The sequence below is a fragment of the Nonomuraea sp. NPDC050478 genome (assembly GCF_044458265.1).
Taxonomy (GTDB): Bacteria; Actinomycetota; Actinomycetes; order Streptosporangiales; family Streptosporangiaceae; genus Nonomuraea; species Nonomuraea ferruginea.
The window spans coordinates 14,707-37,875 of sequence record NZ_JBITHT010000013.1; the positions used below are offsets into that span (position 1 = coordinate 14,707).

21 protein-coding genes are annotated in these 23,169 nt (G+C 71.4%); 13 read left to right on the top strand and 8 right to left on the bottom strand.

Annotated features, from left to right (window positions below; all coding sequences use genetic code 11):
• Window positions 1-2 precede the first annotated feature (2 nt).
• A complete protein-coding gene (locus ACIBF7_RS42625; protein WP_148031764.1) occupies window positions 3-488 on the bottom strand; it encodes a MerR family transcriptional regulator in 486 nt (161 codons plus the stop codon).
• Between the two features lie 396 nt (window positions 489-884).
• Here ACIBF7_RS42625 and ACIBF7_RS42630 point away from each other — a divergent pair, with 396 nt between their 5' ends.
• Entirely contained in the window at window positions 885-2,351 is a 1,467-nt protein-coding gene (locus tag ACIBF7_RS42630; RefSeq protein WP_397199661.1) for a SulP family inorganic anion transporter, read from the top strand.
• Between the two features lie 342 nt (window positions 2,352-2,693).
• On the opposite strand, the gene ACIBF7_RS42635 is transcribed toward ACIBF7_RS42630, so the two are convergent.
• Window positions 2,694-3,410 carry a TetR/AcrR family transcriptional regulator gene (locus ACIBF7_RS42635; RefSeq protein ID WP_397199662.1) on the bottom strand — a complete coding sequence of 239 codons (717 nt, stop codon included), beginning with the start codon at window positions 3,408-3,410 and terminating at the stop codon, window positions 2,694-2,696.
• Between the two features lie 202 nt (window positions 3,411-3,612).
• On the opposite strand from ACIBF7_RS42635, the gene ACIBF7_RS42640 reads away from it, so the two are divergent.
• The 6 genes from ACIBF7_RS42640 (at window position 3,613) to ACIBF7_RS42665 (ending at window position 9,112) form a co-directional block, all read left to right on the top strand.
• Window positions 3,613-4,356, top strand: a complete 744-nt coding sequence (locus ACIBF7_RS42640; RefSeq protein WP_397199663.1) for a siderophore-interacting protein — start codon at window positions 3,613-3,615, stop codon at window positions 4,354-4,356.
• A gap of 19 nt (window positions 4,357-4,375) precedes the next feature.
• On the top strand, window positions 4,376-5,479 hold the full coding sequence (locus tag ACIBF7_RS42645; protein ID WP_364235775.1) for an FAD-dependent monooxygenase: 1,104 nt from the start codon (window positions 4,376-4,378) through the stop codon (window positions 5,477-5,479).
• On the top strand, window positions 5,479-5,913 hold the full coding sequence (locus ACIBF7_RS42650; RefSeq protein ID WP_364235777.1) for a DUF6640 family protein: 435 nt from the start codon (window positions 5,479-5,481) through the stop codon (window positions 5,911-5,913). The genes ACIBF7_RS42645 and ACIBF7_RS42650 overlap by 1 nt, the downstream gene beginning before the upstream one ends.
• Before the next feature lie 261 nt (window positions 5,914-6,174).
• Complete coding sequence (locus ACIBF7_RS42655) at window positions 6,175-7,188, top strand: DUF418 domain-containing protein (RefSeq protein WP_397199664.1); 1,014 nt, start codon at window positions 6,175-6,177, stop codon at window positions 7,186-7,188.
• A 38-nt stretch (window positions 7,189-7,226) separates the two neighbouring features.
• Window positions 7,227-8,453: a sensor histidine kinase gene (locus ACIBF7_RS42660; RefSeq protein WP_397199665.1), complete on the top strand. Its 1,227-nt coding sequence runs from the start codon at window positions 7,227-7,229 to the stop codon at window positions 8,451-8,453.
• The gene (locus ACIBF7_RS42665) at window positions 8,450-9,112 is read left to right on the top strand and encodes a response regulator transcription factor (protein ID WP_148031756.1); all 663 of its coding nucleotides are present in this window, start codon (window positions 8,450-8,452) and stop codon (window positions 9,110-9,112) included. Before ACIBF7_RS42660 ends, ACIBF7_RS42665 begins: the two co-directional genes overlap by 4 nt.
• 6 nt (window positions 9,113-9,118) lie before the next feature.
• Here ACIBF7_RS42665 and ACIBF7_RS42670 read toward each other — a convergent pair whose 3' ends face one another.
• Entirely contained in the window at window positions 9,119-10,021 is a 903-nt protein-coding gene (locus ACIBF7_RS42670; RefSeq protein WP_397199666.1) for a sigma-70 family RNA polymerase sigma factor, read from the bottom strand.
• An 87-nt stretch (window positions 10,022-10,108) separates the two neighbouring features.
• Here ACIBF7_RS42670 and ACIBF7_RS42675 point away from each other — a divergent pair, with 87 nt between their 5' ends.
• From ACIBF7_RS42675 to ACIBF7_RS42695, 5 genes are all read left to right on the top strand, one after another.
• Window positions 10,109-10,405: a hypothetical protein gene (locus ACIBF7_RS42675; protein WP_397199667.1), complete on the top strand. Its 297-nt coding sequence runs from the start codon at window positions 10,109-10,111 to the stop codon at window positions 10,403-10,405.
• The gene (locus ACIBF7_RS42680; protein ID WP_397199668.1) at window positions 10,402-10,770 is read left to right on the top strand and encodes a DoxX family protein; all 369 of its coding nucleotides are present in this window, start codon (window positions 10,402-10,404) and stop codon (window positions 10,768-10,770) included. The genes ACIBF7_RS42675 and ACIBF7_RS42680 overlap by 4 nt, the downstream gene beginning before the upstream one ends.
• A gap of 419 nt (window positions 10,771-11,189) precedes the next feature.
• On the top strand, window positions 11,190-12,395 hold the full coding sequence (gene trpB / locus ACIBF7_RS42685) for a tryptophan synthase subunit beta (RefSeq protein WP_261808573.1): 1,206 nt from the start codon (window positions 11,190-11,192) through the stop codon (window positions 12,393-12,395).
• Entirely contained in the window at window positions 12,392-13,204 is an 813-nt protein-coding gene (trpA, locus tag ACIBF7_RS42690; protein WP_397199669.1) for a tryptophan synthase subunit alpha, read from the top strand. The genes trpB and trpA overlap by 4 nt, the downstream gene beginning before the upstream one ends.
• A complete protein-coding gene (locus tag ACIBF7_RS42695) occupies window positions 13,201-13,956 on the top strand; it encodes a GntR family transcriptional regulator (protein ID WP_397199670.1) in 756 nt (251 codons plus the stop codon). The genes trpA and ACIBF7_RS42695 overlap by 4 nt, the downstream gene beginning before the upstream one ends.
• Before the next feature lie 9 nt (window positions 13,957-13,965).
• Here ACIBF7_RS42695 and ACIBF7_RS42700 read toward each other — a convergent pair whose 3' ends face one another.
• The 3 genes from ACIBF7_RS42700 to ACIBF7_RS42710 form a co-directional block, all read right to left on the bottom strand.
• Window positions 13,966-14,280, bottom strand: a complete 315-nt coding sequence (locus ACIBF7_RS42700) for a transcriptional regulator (protein WP_397199671.1) — start codon at window positions 14,278-14,280, stop codon at window positions 13,966-13,968.
• A 203-nt stretch (window positions 14,281-14,483) separates the two neighbouring features.
• Window positions 14,484-15,356: an aldo/keto reductase family oxidoreductase gene (locus ACIBF7_RS42705; RefSeq protein WP_397199672.1), complete on the bottom strand. Its 873-nt coding sequence runs from the start codon at window positions 15,354-15,356 to the stop codon at window positions 14,484-14,486.
• A gap of 85 nt (window positions 15,357-15,441) precedes the next feature.
• Entirely contained in the window at window positions 15,442-18,798 is a 3,357-nt protein-coding gene (locus ACIBF7_RS42710) for a BTAD domain-containing putative transcriptional regulator (protein WP_397199673.1), read from the bottom strand.
• Between the two features lie 100 nt (window positions 18,799-18,898).
• Between ACIBF7_RS42710 and ACIBF7_RS42715 the strand changes: the two genes are divergently transcribed.
• Window positions 18,899-19,300 carry a DUF4267 domain-containing protein gene (locus ACIBF7_RS42715; protein ID WP_148031747.1) on the top strand — a complete coding sequence of 134 codons (402 nt, stop codon included), beginning with the start codon at window positions 18,899-18,901 and terminating at the stop codon, window positions 19,298-19,300.
• 21 nt (window positions 19,301-19,321) lie between these two features.
• Here ACIBF7_RS42715 and ACIBF7_RS42720 read toward each other — a convergent pair whose 3' ends face one another.
• Together ACIBF7_RS42720 and ACIBF7_RS42725 are read right to left on the bottom strand one after the other, a co-directional pair.
• Entirely contained in the window at window positions 19,322-20,551 is a 1,230-nt protein-coding gene (locus ACIBF7_RS42720) for an aminotransferase class III-fold pyridoxal phosphate-dependent enzyme (protein WP_271276742.1), read from the bottom strand.
• Window positions 20,552-20,630: 79 nt separating this feature from the next.
• Window positions 20,631-23,123 (bottom strand): ATP-binding cassette domain-containing protein, encoded by a 2,493-nt coding sequence (locus ACIBF7_RS42725; RefSeq protein ID WP_271276743.1) that lies wholly within the window; start codon window positions 23,121-23,123, stop codon window positions 20,631-20,633.
• Between the last annotated feature and the right edge of the window lie 46 nt (window positions 23,124-23,169).

Sequence of the window (23,169 nt, forward strand, 5' to 3'; positions counted from 1 at the left end):
GGTCAGGTGGGGCCGGCGGTCAGTCGGTCGGCGTGCCGCCGCAGGTCGGTGGCGAACTCCTCGGCTCGGCTCAGCTGGGTGCGGAGCGCCTCGCAGCGTTCGCGGGTGGCCTGCTCGAACCAGCTCAGTTTGGCCAGGAACTGCTCACGCTCGGCCGTCTCCAGCTCCGCCGCCGCACCGGGGTCGTCGAGCCGGTCGGTGATGGCCAGCAGTTCGCCCATCTCCGCCAGGGTGAAGCCGAGCGGCTTCATCCTGCGGATCACCATCAGACGGGCCACGTCGGCCTCGGTATAGAGGCGGAAGCCGCCCTGGCTGCGCGCCGAGGGCCGGACCAGGCCGACCTCGTCATAGTGCCGGATGGTCCGCAGTGACAGCTCCGTGCGCGCGGCCACCTGCCCGATGTGCAGGTGACCTGTGCTGTGATCTCCGCCACTGCCCGCCGGAGCCGGGGCCTCGCCCGCGGGGGTGGAAGGCGCTGATCTGTCCATCTTCTGTAGAACCTCACTGGTCAGCCGGTAGGGCGGCCGCATCGAGCCCTGCCAGATCTCTACCCTAACGTTAAGGTAGAGTTGCCGCTGGCCAGACCGCGTCGGGGCGTCGCCGTACCGACCGGACATCCCGCCACCCACGCACCGGGCCGCCGAGCGCCGCCCTCACCCGAGGTAAGGAACACCGACGCGCGCATGCCTTTGATCACCGCCGCCTGCTGCCCGCCGTGACCTGCCCGCGGTAGCGCCGTCCGGCCTGCCGCCTTTCCGCGCCCGCGAGCGTGCCCCTGCCTCCGGCCGGTGCGACGCTGCCCTCCGGGGCTGTTCCATCCTTAAGGACTCCTATTGCCTAGCTCATCCGTGCCTTCCCGCCCGCCTCTGACCCTGCCTGCTCGCATGCGGCCTGGCCGCCCCGAATGGCTGAAGCCCTCGGTGGCCCGTACCGAGATCCTGTCCGGCTTGGTCGTCGCGCTTGCCCTGATCCCTGAGGCGATCTCGTTCTCCATCATCGCCGGGGTCGATCCCAGCGTCGGTCTGTTCGCCTCCTTCACCATGGCCGTGGTCATCGCCATCGCCGGCGGCCGCCCCGCCATGATCTCCGCCGCGACCGGAGCCATCGCTCTGGTCGTCGCCCCGCTGGCCCGCGAGCACGGCCTCGGCTACCTGGTCGCGACCGTCATTCTCGGCGGGCTCATCCAGGTCGCGCTCGGCGCGCTCGGCGTGGCGAAGCTGATGCGCTTCGTGCCTCGCAGTGTCATGGTGGGCTTCGTCAACGCCCTGGCCATCTTGATCTTCATGGCGCAGGTGCCCGAGCTCGTGGACGTGCCCTGGGTCGTCTATCCGCTGGTCGGCAGCGCGCTGGCGCTGATGGTGTTCCTGCCCCGCCTGACCAAGGTGGTCCCGGCTCCGCTGATCTCCATCGCCGCGCTCACCGCCCTCACGATCGGCGCCGGGCTGGCCGTGCCCACGGTCGGCGATCGTGGCACGCTGCCGTCCTCGCTGCCCGTGCCCGGTCTGCCCGACGTGGCTTTCACGCTGGACACCCTCACCCTCATCGCGCCGTACGCGTTCGGCTTCGCCCTCGTCGGGCTGATGGAGTCGCTGATGACCGCCAAGCTGGTCGACGACCTCACCGACACCCGCTCCTCCAAGACGCGCGAGTCCATCGGCCAGGGCGTCGCCAACATCGTCACCGGCTTCTTCGGCGGTATGGGCGGTTGCGCCATGATCGGCCAGACCATGATCAACGTCAAGAACGGCGCCCGCACCCGGCTGTCCACCTTCACCGCCGGTGTCCTGCTCATGGTCCTGTGCATCGTCTTCGGTCCGCTGGTCTCCCAGATTCCGATGGCCGCGCTGGTCGCCGTGATGATCCTGGTTTCGGTCGGCACCTTCGACTGGCACTCCATCGCCCCGGCCACCCTCAGGCGCATGCCCGCCGGTGAGATCGGCGTCATGGTCATCACGGTCGCGGTCGTGGTCGTCACGCACAACCTGGCCATCGGCGTCGTCGTCGGTTCGCTGACCGGGCTGGTCATCTTCGCGCGCCGGGTGGCGCACCTGGCCGAGGTCTCCGCCGTCGTCGATCCCGACGGCGGGCAGGTGGTCTACGCCGTGACCGGCGAGCTGTTCTTCGCCTCCAGCAACGACCTGGTCTCCCAGTTCGACTATGCCGCCGACCCTGACGACGTGGTCATCGACCTGACCGACGCCCACATCTGGGACGCCTCCTCCGTCGCCGCCCTGGACGCTGTCGAGGCCAAGTACGCCGCCCGCGGCAAGACCGTACGGATCATCGGGCTGAACCAGCCCAGCGCCCGCATGCACGCCACCTTGTCGGGGGAGCTGTCCGGCAGCCAGTGACGGCGGCCTGCGGGCGTGCGTGCGGACCTGAAGTGGGGGAGTGGCCCGTACTCGGTCGGCTCGGCATCCGGGAGAGGGGAGGACCGATCGTGGTCCGCGCAACCGAGAGGCCGGACTGGGTGAGGTCCGCCTGTCATCCCTGGTCCCAGCTCTGCTCTCGACTGAACTAGTAATCTACATTGTAAAGGCGCTGGCTTGTTGAAGATCAATAACAGCTGACAACCAACCCCACTGCAAGCGGCAAGGTACTGGTGGAGAACTATCGGTTCTCGATCACGGTGGTCAACGCGTTCCGCCAGCTCGCCCCATGACGGGAGTGAGATCAGCAGCCGGTGTCGGGCGTCATGCCGGCGCGTGGCTGTCGAGGCCGAGGGTGGCGGCCAGGTCGCGCAGGCACTGTTCGTAGACGGGCTCCATGTCGGTGTAGGCGAAGTCCAGTTGGTGCAGGACTTCCATGCACAGAAGCCCGTACAACCTGGTCCAGCACGACAGGAAGACGTGGGCGGCCTCGGGCGGGAGCCGTCCGTCGAGGGTGGCGGAGTAGGCGGTCAGTTGCTCGCGCAGGGATGCGGGCAGGTCGGCCAGGTCGGGCACCGGGAACGGTCGTGTCCGCCACAGTTCGACCATCAGGTCGAGGAGGACCTGCTCGAACCGCAGGGCGGCCTGGTGGCGCACCGAGTCCGGCCGCCGGTTCTGCGGGGTGATCGGGCTCGCGAATATCCAGCCGAACTCGGCCGGGTGGGCGGTGCTCCAGGCGCGCATGGCGCGGCAGACGGCCAGTATCCGCTCGCCGAGCGACGCGCCGGCGTGGCCGTCGCGGGCCTGTTCCATCGCGGTGGCCAGTTCGCGGAAGAAGTCGGCGGTCACTGCGCCGACCAGTTCGTCGTGGCTGGCGTAGTAGTGGTAGAGGGCTGGGCCGCTCATGCCGACCTGCCGGGCGACCGCGTTGATGGTGACCGCGGCCGATCCCTGCTCGACCAGCAGCTTGCGCGCGGCCGTGTGGATCTCCTCCAGGGTGGCCTGGCGCAACCTCTGCCGTCGGCTGGTGTTTGCGGACATCGTCACCTCTCGCGTCGTTTCCTCGGTCGGCGTTGACATCTTAGGGCAAGTATGTTTCCTTAGTGCATCTAAGAAATCTAGAAGCACTAAGGAGTAGCTGTGGAGCTTCTGTGGATCCTTCTCGCGGCGCTGGTGTTCGTGGCGGCCGTGTGGTGGCGGATGTCCAGATCCGCCCACGTCCGGCGGCGCAAGGAGTCCTGACATGGCCCGGACGCTGCGCGACCGCTTGTTCGGCAAGTACGCCATGGAGGCGACCATCACCGTCGCCGAACAGGTCAACCCGGCCATGCGCCGGATCCGGCTGGAAACCGACCAGCCCGCCGCCTTCCCGTACACCCCCGGCCAGCACATCAGGATCGAGTTGAAGGATCCGCTGTCGGTGTCGGGCATCCTGCGTCCGTCCGAGACGCTGCGCACGTACACGATCTGGGGCCTCGACGCCGGCAGGACGGCTATCGAACTGCGCGTCCACCTGTATGCGGGCGACGGCATCGGCCTGAGGTGGGCGCGGGCGGCCCGGCCCGGAGATCGGGTGACCTTCTGGTGGCCGCAAGGCGACTTCTTCACCCGCGAGGCGGCCTATCACGTGTTCATCGGGGAGGAGACCGCCAGCGCCGCGTTCGGCCCGATGATCAGAGCGTTGGGAGCCTCGGCCGAGGTGTTCGGCGTCCTGGAGAGCGAGACCCCCGAGCACGACCTGCCCCTGCCCGGGACGCCGCCGCTGCGCCGTGTCCACCGGCACGGCACCTCCGCCGTCGCCTCCCGGGTGCTGCTCGGGGCCGTGGCCGAACTCGATCTGCCGGGCAACGCGGGAGCCGCTTATGTGGCCGGCGAGGCCAGAACCTGCCAGATGGTGCGCGACTTCCTGGTGCGTGAGCGCAACTGGGCGCGGGCCTCGATCAAGACCAAGCCGTTCTGGGCCCCGGCCAAGCGTGGCCTGCACTGACCGTCAAGGAGATTCGGACATGAAAGTGATCATCGTGGGAGGCGGCATCGGCGGACTCGCCGCGGCCGTCGCCTTCCACCAGCGTGGCCTGCAGGTGGAGGTCCTTGAACGCGCTGCTGAGTTCACCGAGGTGGGCGCCGGGCTGACCATCCAGCCCAACGGTCTGCGCGCGCTGGACGCCCTCGGCCTGGGCGAGCGTCTGCGCGTCGGCGGGCTGGCCGACCCGCTCGCGGGCATCCGCAGCAGCCGGGGGGACTGGCTGGTCCGCAACGACGTCGACAGCCTCAAGCGTCGTTTCGGCCCGTGGGTGACCGTGCACCGGGCCGCACTGGTCGACCTGCTGAGAGCAGCCGTGCCGCCCGGGGCTCTGCGGCCCGGCATCGACGTACAGCACGTGCAGCCCGACGGCACGGTCCGCCATGGCGGCGGCACCTCCACCGCGGATCTCGTGGTGGGCGCCGACGGCGTGCACAGCGTGACCCGGCGCTCCCTCTGGCCTGGCCTCCCTGGGCCGCGCTACGTCGGCTATACCACCTGGCGCCTCATCGTCCCCCCTCAGCCCGTCGAGGGGAGCGCGGAAACGTGGGGCAGGGGCGAACGGTTCGGGCACGTGCCGATGCCCGACGGCCGCATCTACTGCTACGTCATGGCCAACGCCCCGGCGGGCTCCCACGTCGGCCTGGATGAGCTGCGCGAACGCTTCGCACGCTGGCACCGGCCCATCCCCGCGCTGCTCGACTCCGCGCAAGAGGAGGCGGTGCTGCAACACGACACGTACGAACTGCCGAGGCTGCCCACGTACGTTTCCGGAAACGTCGCCGTCCTCGGCGACGCTGCCCACGCCATGACCCCCAACCTGGGACAGGGCGCCTGCCAGGCGCTCGAGGACGCGGTCACGCTCGCGCACGCGGTGGACACCCTCGGCGTACGCGCGGGCCTGGAAGCCTATGACCGCGCCCGCAGGCCGCGCACCCAACTGATCGTCCGCCGTTCCCGCCAGGCCGGAGCCGCCGCGCACTGGACCTCCACGCCGATGACCACTCTGCGAGACGCGGTTCTTCCTCTCCTCCCGAACGTGCTCTTCGACCGCTCACTCACCCCCGCCTATACCTGGACGATCTGATGTCCCTCCCACGAATCCTGATCATTGCCGTCGCAGCGATCACAACGGTCGGCGCCGTGCTCGCCGACCTCGTCATCCCCGACCTGGCGGCACAGCACTCCTTCAACCCGGCCTGGCCACCCCACGCCAAGTTCCACGACGCCCAGTACATGGTGATGACCGTGCTCCTCGGCCTCACCGGCCTGGCCCTCGCGCTACGGTCAGGGCGGAACACGCTGCTGCACGCCGCCGCCATCCTGGCCACCCCGTGGCTCGGCATGATCGGTGCGCTCCTGTTCCCCGGCACCGCCACCTACGACCCGGCGTTCGCCGATCGGACTGTCTTCGTCCTCGGCCTGCACGGGCAGGTCTTCATGGCGATCGTCCTGCTCCTGGCGCTGCTGGTCGCGACAGCGGCGACACTGCGCATGCCCGTGGACTCCACCGCCCGGTGATGAGCCCGGCCCTTGCTTGTTCAAGGCGCTATACCACCAAAGCCAAGTCCGGTGCCGCGGGCCTGAGTATCCAGGAACGCGCTCGCGGAGGGGGAAGCCCTCAGGCGGGACGGTGCTCCGGCACGGGAGGGCCGGCCCGCTGCGTCAGATGATCGCCGCTCCGCGGGGTCCTGAGGAGGAAGCGGGATCGGCCACGGGAACGAGAAGGAAATGGCCACGCGCCCGAAGCGGACGCGGTCCCCCGCTCGTCATCCTGGTCGCATGCTTCCACTTGGCCCGGATCGCCCGCTCAGGCGGATCGCCGCCCTCGACGCGCTGCGCGGCTTCGCCCTGTGCGGCATCATCTTCATCAACATTCCCCAGACCATGGAGATGTTCGCGTACGCGGGCGAGCTGCCCACCCCGCTCCTTCTGCTGTTCTACGGCCGCTTCTACCCCATCTTCTACCTGCTGTTCGGTGTGGGGTTCGGCATCTTCCTCGCCTCGGCCGCCAGACGCACGAGCCGTCCGAGGGTGTTGCTCGTGCGGAGGCTCGTCGCGCTGGGCGTCCTGGGTGGAGTGCTCCACCTTCTCCAACCCGGCGAGGTGCTGCTGCCGTTCGCCGTCACCGGTCTGCTGGTGCTCCTGCCACTCAGCCGCCTCCCGCGCCGGGCGCTCCTCGCCGTGGCCGTCACGCTGACCGCGGCGGGGATCTTGGCAGGGGTGGGCGGGCTGGGGATGCTGCCCGGGCTGTTCGCGCTCGGGTTCGCCGCGGCGGAGTGGCGAGTGCACGAGTCCCTCGGGGACCGTCCAGGCCGTCTGGTGGTCATGGGCGTCGCTGCCGTGGCCGTGTGGGGGCTGGGGGTCTGGCTCGTCACCCTGCCCTTGCCCGAGCTTGCGCAGATCCGGGTGGGGTTGACGGTGTCGCTGGCGACCGCTTGCTGCTACATCGCGGTGTTCCTGCTCCTGCTGCGTACGCCGGTGGGCGCCGTGCTGTCGTGGGTGCTGGCCCCGATGGGCAGGATGGCGCTGACGAACTACTTCAGCGCCGCTCTGATCTTCGTTCCTGTGGGCACGACGATGGGCCTGCCCGGTTCGGAGCGGTGGTCGGCCGCGGCGCTCCTCGGCGTCGGCATCCTGCTCGTCCAGGCCGTGGTGAGTAACCTGTGGTTGCGCCGCTTCGGTTACGGTCCGTTGGAGTGGGCGTGGCGGTGTGCGACGTACTGGCAGCGGCTGCCGATCCGTGGTGGCGCGAGCCGGGCTCGCGCTACGGGACAGGTCGGCGAAGCGGGATGACGGGAAGGGCCGGCGAAGCGAGGGTGAGCAGGAAGGGCATGGCGACGGAGCGGCCCGGGGCCGGTCTGCCCGAGGGCTGGGACGTCCTGGTGGCGGCGGTGCTGGCCGTCGTCGTCACGGCGCGGCTGGCGTTCGTCCTCGACGATGCCCGGATGGCCGGGCTGCCGGGCTGGGCGTTCGGTGTCAGTCATCTGCTGGCCCTCGCCGACCTCGCCACCATAGCCTTCCGGCGCAGCCATGCCGTGCCCGCTCTCGTGGCCGCCACCGTGATCCCGCTGGTGAGCATGCTGCTGCCGACCCGCTCCGCGCTGATCGGGGTAGGTGTGCTGATCTGCTCCTACACGGTGGCGAGCCGCCTGCCGCAGGTCAGGGCCACCGTCGTGGTCTCCGCCTGCGCGGCGGGCCACATGCTCGGCGGTCTGCTCCTGAGCGTCGCCGGCGCCGACCACGGCGGGCTGCTCACGTTCTGGGGAGTGGCGCGGGGCGACGTGCCGGGCATGGCCGCGGCTGTGACCGTGGCTTACCTGCTGCCGGCCACCTTGGGGTTCTCCGTTCGGTCCAGGCGCGCCGCGAAGGTCAGGGAGGCCGAGCGCATCGCGGGCGAGCAGGAGGAACGCGCGAGGGCCGCCGTCGCGGAGGAGCGCGCCAGAATCGCCAGGGAGCTGCACGATATCGCGGCCCACGATCTGTCGGCGATCGTCGTCCAGGCGGGTGCGGCCGACCGTCTGCTCGATCGCGACCCGGCCGCGGCCAGGGCCACGCTGCGCGCGATCAGGGCACAGGGGCGTGACACGCTGGTGTCGATGCGTGCTCTGGTGGGGATCATGCGCGAGAGCGAGACCGGGACGGACCTCGACTCCGCCGGTGGCAGGGCGCCGACCTTGGCGGGTCTGGAGGAGACCGTCCGCCGTTCCTGTACCACAGGCATGGACGTCGAGTTGCGTGCCAAGGGCGAGCCTCGCCCGCTGCCCGTCACCGTCGATCTGGCCGCTTCGCGCCTCGTACGCGAGGCGCTGGTCAACGCCAGGCGGCACTCCCCGGGAGCATCGGTCAGCGTGACCACGGCCTTCGGCGACGCCGAGTTCGTAGTCGCGGTACGCAACTCGAGCCCCGCCCGCACCCCGCCTCCCGCGGAGCCGAACGGCGGACACGGCCTGCTCGGCATGCGCGAGCGCGTGAACCACGCGGGTGGTGAGCTCACCATCGGACCACAACCCGACGGCGGCTGGCTGGTCAGCGCCACATTTCCCCTGGAGCGCCCATGACCGTCGACATCGTGATCGCCGACGACCAAGCGGTCGTGCGCACCGGCTTCCGCGCAATCCTGGAGTCGGAGCCCGATCTCCGGATCGTGGGGGAGGCCGCCGACGGGGAAGAGGCCGTCCGCCTCGCCAGGCGGCTGCGGCCTGACCTGGTGCTCATGGACGTCCGGATGCCCGTGCTCGATGGGCTGGCCGCCACCGAGCGACTTGCGGGGCCGGGGGTCGAGCAGCCCGTCGCCGTGCTCGTCGTGACGACGTTCGACCTCGACGAGTACGTCTTCGCCGCCTTGCGTGGCGGAGCGCGCGGCTTCCTGCTGAAGGATGTCGAACCCGACGACCTGGTGGAGGCGGTCCGGGTGGTCGCCTCGGGCCAGGGCCTGGTCGCGCCGGGTGTCACGCGGCGGCTGATCGCGGAGTTCGCCCGTACCTCGAAACGGCCTCGGACCGTGGAGCCGCTGCCGGAGCTGACGGCGCGAGAGCGCGACACGCTGGAGCTCATCGCCAGAGGCCGGTCCAACATGGAGATCGCCGAAGCCTTGACGGTCAGCGTCTCGACGGTCAAGACCCATGTGGCGAACCTTCTGCCCAAGATCGGCTGCCGTGACCGTGTGCAGGCGGTCATCTACGCGTACGAGCACGGGGTCGTCGAGCCCGGCACATGACCGAAGTCATGCCGATGGTGATCGCGGCCCCGTACTGCTCTGGCCGGTAAGGACGGAATCTCGTGGCTGGTCGCGCAGCGACATCGTGCCGGTCGCGTACGGAGTGATCTCGATCTTCGTGATGAGACCGGCGTCGATGTGGAAGCGGATGAGCGCGTACGCGTGGCCGCCGGGTGCGATGACCGCGCCGGGCCGCCCTGCGATGAGGACCGGAGCCGCGACGGCGATGCGGTCGGCGAAGATCCTCGTCTCTTCCGCGACCGCCGCTGCCCCCCGGACTTCCGTTGCGGAGCCTGCCGGGAGCAGGGAAAGGTCAGCGGTACGGACAACGTCGGGAGCCATCAGGGTGACGAGTCGTGCGATGTCGCCGCCGCGTGCGGCTGCCAGGAACGCCTCGATGATCTCGTTTTCTTCCGCGTCGTGGCGACGTATGACAGGTCGCACGTCGCGCAGCCGTGCGCGCGCACGGCTGGCCAGCTTCTTCGCCGAGACCGCGTTGGTGCCGAGCGTCGCGGCGACCTGATCGAACGGGATGGCGAAGAGGTCGTGCATCACGTACGCCACCCGCTGCCTGGGCGAGAGTTCGTCGAGGAGCACCAGCAGGGCTCTGGAGACTTCTTCACGGCGAAGGAACGTCTCGTCGGCGCTGATCCTTGCGCCGGCGATGTCGTCGGAGCGCAAGGGGAGTTCGCCACGTCGCTCACGTGCCCGCAGCAGGTCCAGGCACAGACGCGCGGTCACCGTGGTGAACCAGCCGTCCAGGTTGGCGACGTCGGCCGCCCCGGCCGTCTGGATCCGCGTCCAGGCGGTCTGGACCGCGTCCTCCGCGTCGTGATACGAGCCCACGATCCGGTGGGCCAGCGACATCAGCCGGGGGCGAGACGCCTCGAAGTGTTCGACGAGTTTCATGGGTGAGGTCACCTTTCGAGTGTGCTCAACGTCAGGAGGGGTGAGTGACCAGCTACCTGACGAGCACACCTCGTTGAGGAGACACATATGAGCGTACAGATTGTCCGATTCAACACCACATCCGAGCAGGCTCCGGAAGCGGAAGCGGCCATCAAGACGTTGTTCGCCGCGATCGAGGAAGCAGCACCGACCGGCCTTGACTACACAGCCATGCGGGTGGCGGACGGCACGGAGTTCCTGCTGATCCTCCACCTTGCCGACGCGGACCTCAATCCGCTCCTGAACATTCAGGAGGCCCTCGCGTTCAGGGCCAAGGTCGCGGAGTGGGCCGGCGCGCCGGTACCTCCGCGACCAGTGACGCTGCTGGGGCGGTATGCCCGTTGACCGCGGCACTCGACGTCGGGCTGTTCATCGCGACTCTCGCCTGCATCCTGGCCAACGCCTTCGAGGTGGTCGCGAAGGTGGTCTCGGCTCGGTTCGTGGTGCGTAACTCTGCCGAGGTCGGCCTCGATCCGCGGTGGATCCCCTACCTCGCGGTCGTTGAGGGCTCCGGGGTCGTAGGGCTCGTGCTCGGGCTGCTCGGCCGGCCGCTCTTCGGGCTGGCCGCTGCCTTGGGGCTCGTGCTGTTCTTCGTCGGAGCCGTCCTCGCCCATGTCCGTGCGCGCGTGTTTCACAACCTCGGCTTCCCGGTGGCCTTTCTCCTCCTGGCGGTGGCGGCCGGCGGGTACTTCGGTCGGTCGCTCGCTTGATCGCATGGGAAGGGGCTCTCGGGACAAAGGGGAGGATCAGGACTGATACGGGGGCTTTCGGAGTGCGGGCCGGTGACTGGGTCACGGTGCGTTCCGGTGATCGGTGGGCCCGGTTGCGGGTCGCTGTCGGTACGGGCCCGGTGGGGGTGGTCGCGCCGGAGACGTCGGCGCCGTTGACTGGTTCCTCTGAGCCGCATGCCGTCTGGGTCCGCGCCTCTTCCGGCGGGTTCACCTGGGTGGGTTGCGAGACGTTCGTGGAGCGGGCTCTCGGTGGCGCCGCCCGGGTGGCTCCGGTCGCGGGGCTGTCACTCGACTGATGCGGTCGGCCGTGCCCGGGGGTGGTGGCGTGTCCGTGCTGCCTGTGCCACACTCACTGTTATAGAACTCTCAGAAGAGTTATAGAACGATGGGAGGGTGGCATGCGAGACGTGCTGCCGTGGCGTGAGGCGGTCGCGCCGGACGGGACGATGGGCGAGCCCCGGGCGCGGGGCCGGTTCGGCGGGTATGGCGGGCGGTACGCGCCGGAGTCGCTGGTGGAGGCGTGCCGCGAGGTGGAGGAGGCGTTCCGGGAGGCGTGGGCGGATCCGGGGTTCCGCGGCGCGCTGGCGCGGCTGCTGGCCGTGCACGCCGGGCGGCCGACGCCGCTCACGCCGGCCCGCCGGCTGTCGGAGGCGCTGGGTGTGGAGCTGTATCTCAAGCGGGAGGATCTCACCCACACCGGATCCCACAAGATCAACAATGTGCTGGGCCAGGCTCTGCTGGCCATCCGGATGGGGCGGCGCAGGCTGATCGCCGAGACGGGGGCGGGCCAGCACGGGGTGGCCACCGCGACCGCCGCCGCGCTGCTCGGGCTGGAGGCCACCGTGTTCATGGGCGAGCGCGACATCGAGCGGCAGGCGCTGAACGTCTTCCGGATGCGCATGCTGGGCGCCGAGGTGGTCCCGGTGACCACGGGCAGCCGTACGCTCAAGGACGCGACCAGCGAGGCCATGCGGCACTGGGTGGGCGCGACCGGCGACTCCCACTACTGCGTCGGCTCGGTCGTCGGGCCGGATCCGTACCCGTGGATGGTCAGGGAGTTCCAGCGGGTCATCGGCGACGAGGCGCGCGGGCAGTGCGCCGCCGAGCTGCGGACGGGCGTCCCGGACCATGTGGTGGCGTGCGTCGGCGGCGGCTCGAACGCGGCCGGCACGTTCGCCGGGTTCGCCGACACCCCGGCGCGTCTGGTCGGCGTGGAGGCGGACGGCGGCGCGGGGGCGGCCCGCGGCCGGCTGGGTGTCCTGCACGGCTGCCGTTCGCTGTTCCTGCAGGACGACGACGGGCAGATCATCCAGGCGCACTCCATCGCGGCCGGGCTCGACTACCCGGGCGTCGGCCCGGAGCACGCCCATCTGCGCGACCTGGGCCGGGCCCGGTACGTCACGGTGACCGACGGCGAGGCGGTCGGCGCGGCGCTGCGGCTGGCACGCACCGAGGGGATCGTCCCGGCGCTCGAGTCGGCGCACGCCCTGGCATGGGTGATCCGCGCGGCGGGCGACGGCGACCTGCCCGCGGGGTCGACGGTGCTGATGACGTTGTCCGGCCGGGGCGACAAGGACGTCTCGACCCTGAAGGAGCTGCTGTGACGAACGCCCTGACCGCCGGCGCGGTCGAACGCCACCTGCGTGCCCGCCGGGACGCCGGCCGCGGCCTGCTCATGCCGTACGTCACCGGGGGGATCACGCCCGGCTGGACGGACTACCTGCGGGCGTTCGCCGCCGCCGGGGCGGACGCGATCGAGGTCGGGCTGCCCTTCTCCGATCCCACGATGGACGGCGTCACCATCCAGCAGGCCAGTGACACGGCGCTGGCCCGGGGGGCGAGCACCCGCCGGATCCTCGCCGACCTGGCCGAGGTCGGTGACCTGGGCGTGCCGCTGGTCGTCAGCACCTACTACAACCTGGTGCTGAACGACGGCCCGGAGGCGTTCTGCGCCGCGCTGCGCCGGGCCGGCGCCGGCGGCCTGATCGTGCCCGACCTGCCGGTGCACGAGGCGGACGAGCTGACGGACGCGGCCGAAGCCGCCGGGATCGAGCCGGCCCTGCTGGCCTCGCCGGCGACGCCGCAGCCGCGGCTGGCGGAGATCGCGGGCCGCAGCCGCGGGTTCGTGTACGCGGTGTCGCTGATGGGCACCACCGGCGAGCGGACCGCCCTCGCCGCTTCGGCGGCGGAGCTCACCGGGCGGATCAGGCGCGTCACCGACCGGCCGGTCTTGCTAGGATTTGGCATTTCCACCCCGGACCAGGCACGCGAAGCCCGCCGGCACGCCGACGGCGTGGTGGTCGGCGCCGCGGTCATGCGGCGGGTGCTCGACGGGGCCGGGCCGGACGACCTGCGGGCCTTCCTGGCGACCCTGCGCCTGGCCCTCGACCAGGAGTGTGACCGACCACGATGACCTCCGACGCCGGGCACGAGGCGAGATACCGCGCCATCGCCGCCGACCTCGCCGCGAAGATCCGGTCGGGGCGTTACGCCCCCGGTGAGGCGCTGCCGCCGCAGCGGGAGCTGAGCGCCTCCTACGGGGTGACGCTCATGACGTTGCGCCAGGCGTTGCGGGAGCTGAGCGACGAGAGGCTGATCGTGCAGCGGCCCGGCAGGGGCACGTTCGTCGCCCCGCCGCACCTGGCGTACCAGCTCGACTCGCTCCGCAGCCTGGCCGACGACCTGCGTGAACAGGGCCATGACGTGCGGACCGCGGTGGCCGGGCGGGCGGTGCGCCGGGCCCCGGCGCGGATCGCCGCGGAGCTGCGGCTGCGTCCCGGCGACACCGCCCTGCGGCTGGAGCGGGTCCGTGAGTTCGCCGGGCGTCCCGCCGTGCACCAGGTGTCCTGGGTCCGCCGGCCGGTGGCCGACCGGATCCGCGACCGCGACTTCACCGCAGTCTCCCTCTACACGGCTCTGGCCGACGCGGGGGTGACGGTCTCCCGGGCGGCGGAGGTGGTCCGGCCCGGTCTGCTCGACGCCGCCGCCGCCCGTCACCTGCACGAGCCGCAGGGCAGCCCGGTGCTCGTCAGCTCCCGGATCACCTACGCGCTCGACGCCACGCCGGTGGTGTCCGACCATGCCACGATCCTCGGCAGCATGATGGAGATCCGCACCGAACGCGCCGCCACCGGCCTCTCTCTTACCTGGGGGGCCACCAGCTGAGCCGGTCCGTCACCGGTGCGTACGGTCGCCGTGGCGGCGGATGAGCTCCTGGAGTGCGGCGAGTTCGGCCGACAGGGCGGCCCGGCCTTCGCCGGTGATGACGACCCAGGTCTTCGGGCGCCGCCCGTCGTACCCCTTCTCCAGCACGATCAGGCCGGCTTCTTCCAGGACGGCGAGGTGCCGGTTGAGGTTTCCCCGGGGCAGTTCGAGCACCTGGTGGAGGTAGGTGAACTCCACCTTGGCCGCCTCGTCGGCGATGGCGAGGATGCCGAGGCGGTGGCGCTGGTGGACGACGTCGCTCAGGCGTCCGGTGGGGTGGGTCACGGACGCGTCCTTCGCAGGGCGTGCAGGCCGGCGTAGCGCCACACGGTCAGGCCCGTCCCGGCGATCAGCCCGGGCATCCACGCCATGTTCACGAACTCCCCCGGAAGCAGGTGGGCGAGGTCTCCTTCCGGCGGGAAACGCAGGGCGTGGTCGACGGTCTGGACGACCGCCGAGCCCTTGATCCATGCCGGTCGCGGGCCTGCCTAGCGGCCGATCTTGTCCAGCTCGGCGAGGTCCTCGCCGGAGAGCGGCAGGCCGGCGCCGGCGGCGTTCTCGCGCAGGTGCGCCACCGACGAGGTGCCGGGAATGAGCAGGATGTTCGGCGACCGGCGCAGCAACCAGGCCAGGGCGACGGACATCGGCGTCGCCTCCAGCCGGGCGGCCACCGCCGAGAGCGCCGAGGACTGGAGCGGGCTGAAGCCGCCGAGCGGGAAGAAGGGCACGTAGGCGATGCCCTCCCGGGCGAGCTCGTCGATCAGTTCGTCGTCGTGCCGGTGGGCGAGGTTGTACATGTTCTGCACGCACACGATGGGCGCGATGGTCCGCGCCTCGGCGACCTGTTCCGGCGTCGCGTTGCTCACGCCGAGGTGCCGGATCAGCCCTTGCCGCTGGAGTTCGGCGAGAGCCTCGTACGGTTCGGCGAGTGAGCCGGGCCGAGGTCCGCTGGCGTCGCCGAGCCGGAGGTTGACGAGGTCGAGCACCTCGAGACCGAGGGCTTCGAGGTTGTCGTGGACGGCGCGGCGCACGTCTTCCGGCCGCCGCGCGGGGGGCCAGCCGCCCTGCTCGTCGCGGGTCGCGCCGACCTTGGTCACGATGTGCAGCGCTTCGGGGTACGGGTGCAGCGCCTCGCGGATCAGCTGGTTGGTGACGCGCGGCCCGTAGGCGTCGCTGGTGTCGATATGGGTGATCCCGAGGTCGGCGACCTCGCGGAGGACGGCGAGTGCGCTGTCGCGGTCGGCCGGCGGACCCATCACCCCGGGACCGGCGAGCTGCATGGCACCGTAGCCGAACCGGGTGACGGTCAGGTCGCCCAGGGTCCAGGTGCCGCCGGGAAGCGAAGCGGGGAACGTCGTCATGCCTCTGCCTTTCAAGGGTGAGCAAGAGTCTTTCGGAAACTTGCTCCAGTCTGGTGAGGTAACTCCCCATGGGGAAGCAGGCACTTCAAGGTACGTAGGACACCCGCGGGTTCGCTTTCGTGGCGGCCATGTCCCGGCGTGACCGGGCCTCGGCGGCCCAGTGGGGCGCGTTCCACCGGTCGGCGATGACGGCGGCCCGGGCCAAGTGGGCGGCGGCCTCCTGATCGCGGCCGAGGAAGACGGCCAGCTCGCCGAGGGTGTGGGCGACCGGACGCAGCGCCACCGCCAGGCTCGTGACGCCCGCCGGAGGGCCGTCGCGGTGAGGGAGCAGCGCCGCGTAGATCTCCTCGGCGGCGGCGCGGTCGTCCAGGGCGATGACGGCCATCGCGCGGGCGGTGGTGAGGAAGGTGAAGAAGTAGTCGGGCCGGATCGGGTCCGATGCGCGCACCCGGCGGGCCTCGGCGGTCAGGCCGCTGGCGTGCAGGGCGAGGGCCAGCAGGTCGGCGGCGATCGGGCCGGTCGCCTCGTGGAGGGCGCGCACCTCGTCCAGGTGCTCGCCGAGGGTGCCGTCGTTCACCCAGGTCGCGGCCAGCGCGAGGCCGAGGAAGCCGGGGGCGTGCAGCGATCCGGCGCGCCGCATGCCGCCGGCGGCCTCGGTGTAGAGCCGTTCTGCGTCGGCGAACCGGCCCTCGATGAGGGCCAGGGTCGCCAGCGTCACCTCGGCGACGCCGATCGCCTCGGGCATCCGGTAGGTACGCGCGAGGTCGAGGGCCTCGGCGGTCACCCGGCGCATGGTGGCCGGGTCGCCGGCCCCTGCGGCGACGGCGGCGTGGTTGAGCAGCCCGGTGACGCGGTAGACGGGCAGGTCGTGCTCGGTGCCGAGCGCCACCAGCTCGTGGCAGAGCTCGTCGCTGCCGATCGATGCGGTGTGGCCGCGGGTCAGGATCCGGAGCGCCGCCGCCCGCAGGCGGGGCCCGGTGGCCAAGCCGAGCGCCTCGCGGGCCGCCGCCGTGACAGTGGGGTCGTCCTCGCCGGCCAGTTCCTCGGCGTAGGAGACGAGGAGGCGGCCGCGTACCTCCGCAGTGAGGTCGGTGCGTTCGAGCAGGCGGCTCAGCCGGTCCACGACGGGCCGGTCCACCGTGCCGTACGGGCGGGACTGCCAGGGCGTCGGCTCGGTCCAGGCGGTGAAGGCGGCGATCATCAGGTCGTCGCGTCCCAGGGACTCCGCGTACTCGACGGCCTGCCGGCGGGTCGTCCGGGCGGCGGCCACGGCGCCGGCCCGGATCTGCGCGCGGAGCAGCCTGCCGTGCAGGGCCACGCGTTCCTCCGGACTGGTCGAGTTGGCGACGGCGTCGGCGAGGAGATCGGCCGCGACGTCGTGGGCGTAGCGGGCCTCGGCCAGCTCGGCGGCCCGGACGCAGTAGCCGACGGCCTTGGGGGATCCGGCACGGGCGTAGTGGTGCGCGAGCGCCGTGATGTCGCCGGTGGGTTCCAGGGCGGCGGCGACGCGGGCGTGCACGCGGGCCGCCCGCAGGCGGCTGACGTCGGCCAGGAGGGTGTCGCGGACGAGGGCGTGGACGAACCGGACCCGTCCGGGCGCGGGCTCGCTCAGCAGTCCGGCGATCACGCCCGCGTCCAGCGCGTCCAGCACGCTGTCGGCGTCGCTGTCGGCGGCGTCGACCAGCATGTCCACCGAGCTTTCCCGGCCCGCGACCGCGGCCAGCCGCAGCACGGCCACGCCTTGCCCGGGCAGCCGTGCCAGGCGGCGCCGCAGCACGTCCCGTACGCCTTGCGGGACCTCCGAGAGGGCGACCAGCGCGCCTTCTCCGTTCAGCAGCCGCGCGCTCTCGCGCACGTAGAACGGGTTGCCGCCGGTGCGCTCGGCGATGCCGGCGACGGTCTCGTCGTCGGCATCGCACTCGTTCCGTACGAGCTGGGCCACGGCGGCGTCGTCCAGGCCGGGCAGGGCGAGCCGCAGGGGTGCGGCGCGGGCGAGGGCGGCCAGCAGGTCGGTGAGATGGCCGCTCTCCTCCGCCCGGTAGGCCGCGACGACCAGGATGGGGGCCCGCGTGCCGAGGCCGCCGCCGAGCAGCTCCAGCGTGGCGGCGTCCGCCCAGTGCAGGTCGTCCAGCACGACGGCGACCGGGCGTTTCGCGGCGACCGCCGCGAGCCATCGCCACACGGCCCTGCGCAGGCGGAACCGGCCGGCGGTGGCGTCGGCGTCCACCGGCGCGGTGTCGGTGAGCAGCGGCGCGAGGTCGTCCGCGTGCTCGCCCGGTGACGTGGCCGCGGCGACGGCTCTCAGCGCCTCGGTCCAGGCCCACGCGGGCGGCGCGCCGGCGGCCTCGGGGCAGTGACCGGCGGCGACCAGCCATCCGGTACGTTCCAGCCGCCTGCCGAGGTGTTCCAGGAGCGTCGACTTGCCGAGCCCGGCCTCACCAGTGACAAGGGCGACGCGGGCTCCGTCGGCTGCGGCCTGTTCGGCGGCCGTGACCAGCGCTGACAGCTCCGCCTCACGCCCGACGAACGACGCCTCGGCGATAGGGGCCGTCCCGGGGAGGGTGACCGTCGGCGGAAGCGGAGCGGTCAACAATGGCCGGGCAGTCAACAGTGGCGGAAGCATCTGCGGTGACGAAGACATCTCCGGTGGGGGAGGCGACTGCGGTGGCAGGGGTACGGTCGCGCGGAGGACGTCGGTGCGTCCGGTGAGGATGGCCTCCTCCAGTGCCGTCAGGTCCGGGCCGGGGTCGAGTCCGAGCTCCTCGGCGAACAGGCGGCGGGCGCGGCGGAGGGTGGCCAGGGCGTCGGCCTGGCGGCCGCTGCTCCACAGCGCCAGGGCGTGCAGCCGCCAGCCCTCCTCGCGCAGGGGCTCGCCGCGGGTGAGCCGCTCGGCCTCGGGCACCACCGTCGCGGGGTCGCCGGTCCGCAGGCCCGCCGCGACGTGCAGTTCGGCGGCGACCAGGCGCAGCTCGTCCAGCCTGGCCGTCTCGGCGGCGGCCCACGGCTCGTCGGCGACCTCGGCGAACGCCGGTCCCCGCCACAGCTCCAGCGCCTCGGCGAGCCGTGCCCGGGCGGCGCGCGGGTCGGTGACCGTACGGGCCTGGTCGAGCAGGTCCTCGAACCGCCACGCGTCCACCGAGTCCGGCGGCAGCCGCAGCGCGTAGCCGGGCGGCGCGCTCACCAGCAGCCGGGCCGGCGCGCGCGGCGGGCGCCCCGGCTCCAGCAGCCGGCGCAGGTTGGACACGTACGCCTGCAAGGACATCAGCGCCCGCGCGGGCGGCTCCCCGCGCCACAGGTCCTCGATCATCCGGTCGACCGGCACGACCTGCCCGCGCGCCGCCACCAGCAGCGCCAGCACGCCCCGCTGCCGCGGCCCGCCGGGGTGGACGGGCTCACCGTTCACCTCGGCGGCGAACTCGCCCAGCACCCGAATGAACACCATGATCCGTACATCGTACGAGGAGGCTTCCAAACCGGCTCCAAGCACCCTCCAAACACCCGGGAGCAGCCTGGACGCGTCGGCACGTCAAAGGAGAAGAACCATGTCGCTGAAGAACGTCAACACCGTCCTGGCCGCCGCCGGTGCCCTGTTCATCCTCTACATCGGGGTGTCCTACGTCCTGACCCCCGAGACGTCCGCCCCGACCTTCGGCCTGCCGGACTGGCCTTCGGGCGACGGCGGCGGCTTCCTGATCCTGAAGGGCATCCGCGACATCGGGTCGGGCCTGGTCCTGGGCGTCCTGCTGGTGACGGGCCAGCGCCGGGCCCTGGGCTGGGTCCTGCTGACGATGGCCGTCATCCCGTTCGGCGACATGGCCAACGTGCTGGCCCACCACGGCTCGGTGGCCGCCGCGTTCGGCATCCACGGCCTGACCTCGGCGCTGGTGGCCGTCACCGGCCTGCTGATGCTCCGCGAGACGGGCAAGGCGGGCCGGCCCGCCTGACGCCCGCGAGCCCCGGAGGGCTCACCCGTCGCCGAACCGGTCGCGGACCGCGCGGAAGGCGGCCTCGGTGCCGGAGAGCGCCCGGGCCACCATCTCGTCGGTGTGCGACACGCTGACGAACCAGTTGTGCCTCGGGTGGATGTAGACGCCGTTGTCGAGGGCGACGCGGGAGAAGTGCATCATCCGTTCGAAGTCCTGATCGGCCAGGAACCGGAAGTAGGGCATCTGCGCGGGCCCGGTGTAGGAGATGGCGAGGTCGTGGGCCTTGGCCTGCTCCACGATGCCGCTTCTGAGCAGTTCGCCCGCGCGTTCCATCCTGGCGATGCCGTCCTCGTCGCGGATGGCGTTGATCGTGGCGATGGCGGCGGCCATGGGCACCGCCGCGAACCAGTAGGTGCCCGTGCTGAAGATGCTGGTGGCGGCGTCCCGGAGGGTTTCGACGCCGAGGACCGCCGAGACGGTGTAGCCGTTGCTGACCGCCTTTCCCCAGGCGCTGAGGTCAGGCTGGATCCCCAGGGACTCCCAGCTGCCGCCGAAGTTCAGCCGGAATCCGCAGCGGACGTCGTCCAGGATGAGCACCGCGTTCCTGGAGTCGCACACCTGGCGGAGTTCGCGGGCGAACGCCGGGTCGGCCAGTTCCTGGTCTTCGCCGTCGTTGTGCTTGAAGGGGGTGACGATGATGCCGGCCAGGTCGTCGCCCGCCTCGTCCACGGCGGCCCGCAGGCTCGCGTGGTCGTTGTACTCGAAGTACCGCAGGGCGGCGCGGTCCGACGGGAGCACCCCGGCCAGTCCGGGGGTGCACCAGGGGGCGGCTCCGTGGTAGCTGCCCCGGGCGACCAGGATGACGGATCTGCCGGTGGCGGCCCGGGCGATGGTCAGGCAGGTGGTCGTCGCGTCGGTGCCGTTCTTGGCCAGGTAGGCCCAGTCGGCGTGGTCGACGACGTCCACCAGCAGTTCGGCCAGTTCCACCATTCTGGCCGAGGGGGCGTTCTGGCAGTCGGCCCGCCGCCGCTGGGCCGCGGCGGCGGCTTCGACCCCGGCGTGCTGGTAGCCCAGGACGATGGGCCCGTATCCGCAGAGCAGGTCGACGAACTCACGGCCGTCGACGTCGCGGATCAGGGCCCCTTCGCCGTGGGAGAGGTACTGCGGGAAGTTCTCCGGGAACAGGCCCGCCCGCTGATGTCCGTACATCCCGCCTGGAATGACCCGGCGCGCCCGTTCGCGGAGCGCGGCGTCCGAAGTCCCAGCCATGATCACACTCGTCCTTTCAGAGGTCACACGAGAAGCAGGTCAGCAAGCCCCCTGAAGGGGGAGAACGGGACGATCCTCCTTACGCTCGGGCGGCTCGGACCTGGGAGTAGATGGCCGTGGCGGCCAGCGCCATGAGGCCGAGCATCCAGTACTGCCATGCCTGCGACAGGCCGAGGAACACGGTGGTGTTCTGGATGACCTGCAGGAGTACGACGCCGAACAGGACGCCGATGAAGCTGCCCCGGCCGCCGAAGATGGAGGCTCCGCCGAGGACGACGGCGGTGATGCTGGCCATCGTGTAGCTGACGCCGGCGGTGGGGTCGCCCACGCCGATCTGCGCCATCAGCAGCAGGGCGCCGAGCATGGTGAGCAGCGCGCTGGCGACGTAGACGACGAGGTGGACGCGGGTCACCGGGATTCCCCGGTTGCGCGCGGCGTGCTCCGACGAGCCGGCGCCCCGCAGGCGCAGGCCCATCATCGAACGCCGGGACATCACTTCCAGCGCGATGAGGACGGCCGCGCCGACGATGACCGCGTAGGGGATCGGGCCGATGCGCGCCCCGAGCGCCTCGGTGACGGTGCTGGAGATCGATCCGCCGGGCGAGTCGCGCATGACCAGGGAGAATCCCTGGAGCGCGGTGTAGGTGACCAAGGTGGCGACCACCGGTGTCACCCTCGCGTATCTGACCATCATCCCGTTGCCCAGTCCCACGGCGGCCGCCGCGAGGAACATCAGCACGAATCCGAGGATCCACCACCCGGCTCCGTACCCGTCGAGGACGTAGAACGAGGCGATGACCACGAGGGTCCCGCTCAGGGGGCCGACCGACAGGTCGATTCCTCCGGTGAGCATGACGATGAGCTGTCCGGCGGCGAGGAAGAGCACGGGCGCCGCCAGGCCGAGCATGCTGGCGATGTTGAACTCGGACAGGAAGCGCTCGCTCCTGGTGGCGCTCACCAGGGCCAGCAGGACGATCGCGGCCGCCAGGAACAGGCTGGGCGCCTGCTCGCTGGAGAGCAGGCGGCGGAACCTGTCGAGCGGGCCCTTGCGCCGGGCCGGTCCGGCGGCCTCCTCGCTCTGGGCCGAGGTCGCCGCCGTGAGGGACGCCTCGGTGATGGCGTGCTCGGAGATCTCGTCGCCGGTCAGTTCGCGGACGACCCGCCCTCGGGAGAACACGAGCACGCGGTCGCACAGCCCGGCGAGTTCGACGTTGTCGGAGCTGAGCACGACCACCGGTGTCCCCGACTCGGCGGTGGACCGGAGCCGGTGGTAGATGTCGGACCGTACGCCGACGTCGATCCCCTGGGTGGGTTCGTCGCACAGCAGCACTTTGGGGTCCGACAGCAGGGAGCGGCCGAGCACCACCTTCTGCTGGTTCCCGCCCGACAGGTGCTCCACGGCGGAGTCGGGCGAGGCCACCTTGATGCCGAGCTGGCGGATCTCCTCGGCCACCAGGGCGTTCTCGGCCGATCCCTTGACGACCCCGGCTGAGGCGGTCTGGTTCGTGGCGGCGACGCCGAGGTTCTCCTTGACCGACAGGACGGTCGCGACGCCTTCGACGTGCCGTTCCTGGGGCATGAGGACCACGCCGGCCCGGCGGGCGCGGCGGGGGCTGCCGAGTTCCACGGGCCGGCCGGCGACGGTGACGCGGCCGCCGGTGACGGGGTCGGCTCCGCCGAGCGCGCGGATGAACTCGCGCTGGCCGTTGCCTTCCACGCCGGCCAGGCCGAGGACCTCGTTGCGGGCGAGGGTGGTGGTGATCCCGCGGAGCCGGTCCGAGCGCAGATCGCGTACTTCCATGACGACGTCGCCGACGGAGGAGGGCCGCGGCGGGAACAGCGCGTCGATCTCCCGGCCCGCGATGCGGGTGATGATCTCCTCCTCGGTCACCTCCGAGGCGAGGAAGGTGCCGCGGATCTGGCCGTCGCGCAGCACGGTGAGACGGTCGGACAGGGCCATCACGTCGGGCAGCCGGTGGCTGATGTAGACGACGGCCATGCCGCCGGCGGCGGCCTTGCGTACCTGCTCGAACAGCCTGTCGATCTCGGCCACCATGAACGGCTCGGTGGGCTCGTCGAGGATCAGGACGCTGGGCTCGCAGGCCAGGGCCCCGCAGATCTCCAGCGCCTGCTTCTCGGCCAGGGTCAACCGGCCGGCCACGGCGGCCGGGTCGATGTCCATGCCCATGGGGAGCAGCCGTTCCCTGGCCCAGTCCTGAGCGTCGCCGAACGACGGCCGCAGCCGCTTGGGCACGCTCAGCAGGAGGTTCTCGGTGACGGTGAGGTCGGGGAGAAGCGCCGGGTGCTGGAAGGCGATGGCCAGGCCCTGCTCCCGGGCGGCGATCGGGGACAGGTGCCGCATCGGCTCGCCCGCGATCTCGATGGTGCCCGCGTCGGGTGCCAGCGCTCCGGACGCCACCGCCATGAGGGTGGACTTCCCGGCGCCGTTACCTCCCACCAGGGCGTGTATCTCGCCGGGGCGCACCTCGAAGTCGACCGCGTCGAGCGCGACGACGCCGGGGAAGCGTTTGGTCACCCCGCGGAGGACCAGTCCGGCTGTCGAATCGACCATGTGAAGGATCACTCCTCACTCGGCTCATCGCTTCCGCCGGGCGGGT

Excerpts from the sequence above, each read along its gene's own strand:
- ACIBF7_RS42675 (WP_397199667.1), top strand. The coding sequence starts at position 10,109 with ATGAGCGTACAGATTGTCCGATTCAACACCACATCCGAGCAGGCTCCG.
- ACIBF7_RS42720 (WP_271276742.1), bottom strand. The coding sequence starts at position 20,551 with ATGGCTGGGACTTCGGACGCCGCGCTCCGCGAACGGGCGCGCCGGGTC.
- ACIBF7_RS42710 (WP_397199673.1), bottom strand. The coding sequence starts at position 18,798 with ATGGTGTTCATTCGGGTGCTGGGCGAGTTCGCCGCCGAGGTGAACGGT.
- ACIBF7_RS42645 (WP_364235775.1), top strand. The coding sequence starts at position 4,376 with ATGAAAGTGATCATCGTGGGAGGCGGCATCGGCGGACTCGCCGCGGCC.
- ACIBF7_RS42665 (WP_148031756.1), top strand. The coding sequence starts at position 8,450 with ATGACCGTCGACATCGTGATCGCCGACGACCAAGCGGTCGTGCGCACC.
- ACIBF7_RS42670 (WP_397199666.1), bottom strand. The coding sequence starts at position 10,021 with ATGAAACTCGTCGAACACTTCGAGGCGTCTCGCCCCCGGCTGATGTCG.
- ACIBF7_RS42715 (WP_148031747.1), top strand. The coding sequence starts at position 18,899 with ATGTCGCTGAAGAACGTCAACACCGTCCTGGCCGCCGCCGGTGCCCTG.
- ACIBF7_RS42660 (WP_397199665.1), top strand. The coding sequence starts at position 7,227 with ATGGCGACGGAGCGGCCCGGGGCCGGTCTGCCCGAGGGCTGGGACGTC.
- ACIBF7_RS42725 (WP_271276743.1), bottom strand. The coding sequence starts at position 23,123 with ATGGTCGATTCGACAGCCGGACTGGTCCTCCGCGGGGTGACCAAACGC.
- ACIBF7_RS42640 (WP_397199663.1), top strand. The coding sequence starts at position 3,613 with ATGGCCCGGACGCTGCGCGACCGCTTGTTCGGCAAGTACGCCATGGAG.
- ACIBF7_RS42650 (WP_364235777.1), top strand. The coding sequence starts at position 5,479 with ATGTCCCTCCCACGAATCCTGATCATTGCCGTCGCAGCGATCACAACG.
- ACIBF7_RS42625 (WP_148031764.1), bottom strand. The coding sequence starts at position 488 with ATGGACAGATCAGCGCCTTCCACCCCCGCGGGCGAGGCCCCGGCTCCG.
- ACIBF7_RS42705 (WP_397199672.1), bottom strand. The coding sequence starts at position 15,356 with ATGACGACGTTCCCCGCTTCGCTTCCCGGCGGCACCTGGACCCTGGGC.
- ACIBF7_RS42655 (WP_397199664.1), top strand. The coding sequence starts at position 6,175 with ATGCTTCCACTTGGCCCGGATCGCCCGCTCAGGCGGATCGCCGCCCTC.
- ACIBF7_RS42635 (WP_397199662.1), bottom strand. The coding sequence starts at position 3,410 with ATGTCCGCAAACACCAGCCGACGGCAGAGGTTGCGCCAGGCCACCCTG.
- ACIBF7_RS42695 (WP_397199670.1), top strand. The coding sequence starts at position 13,201 with ATGACCTCCGACGCCGGGCACGAGGCGAGATACCGCGCCATCGCCGCC.
- trpB (WP_261808573.1), top strand. The coding sequence starts at position 11,190 with ATGCGAGACGTGCTGCCGTGGCGTGAGGCGGTCGCGCCGGACGGGACG.
- ACIBF7_RS42630 (WP_397199661.1), top strand. The coding sequence starts at position 885 with ATGCGGCCTGGCCGCCCCGAATGGCTGAAGCCCTCGGTGGCCCGTACC.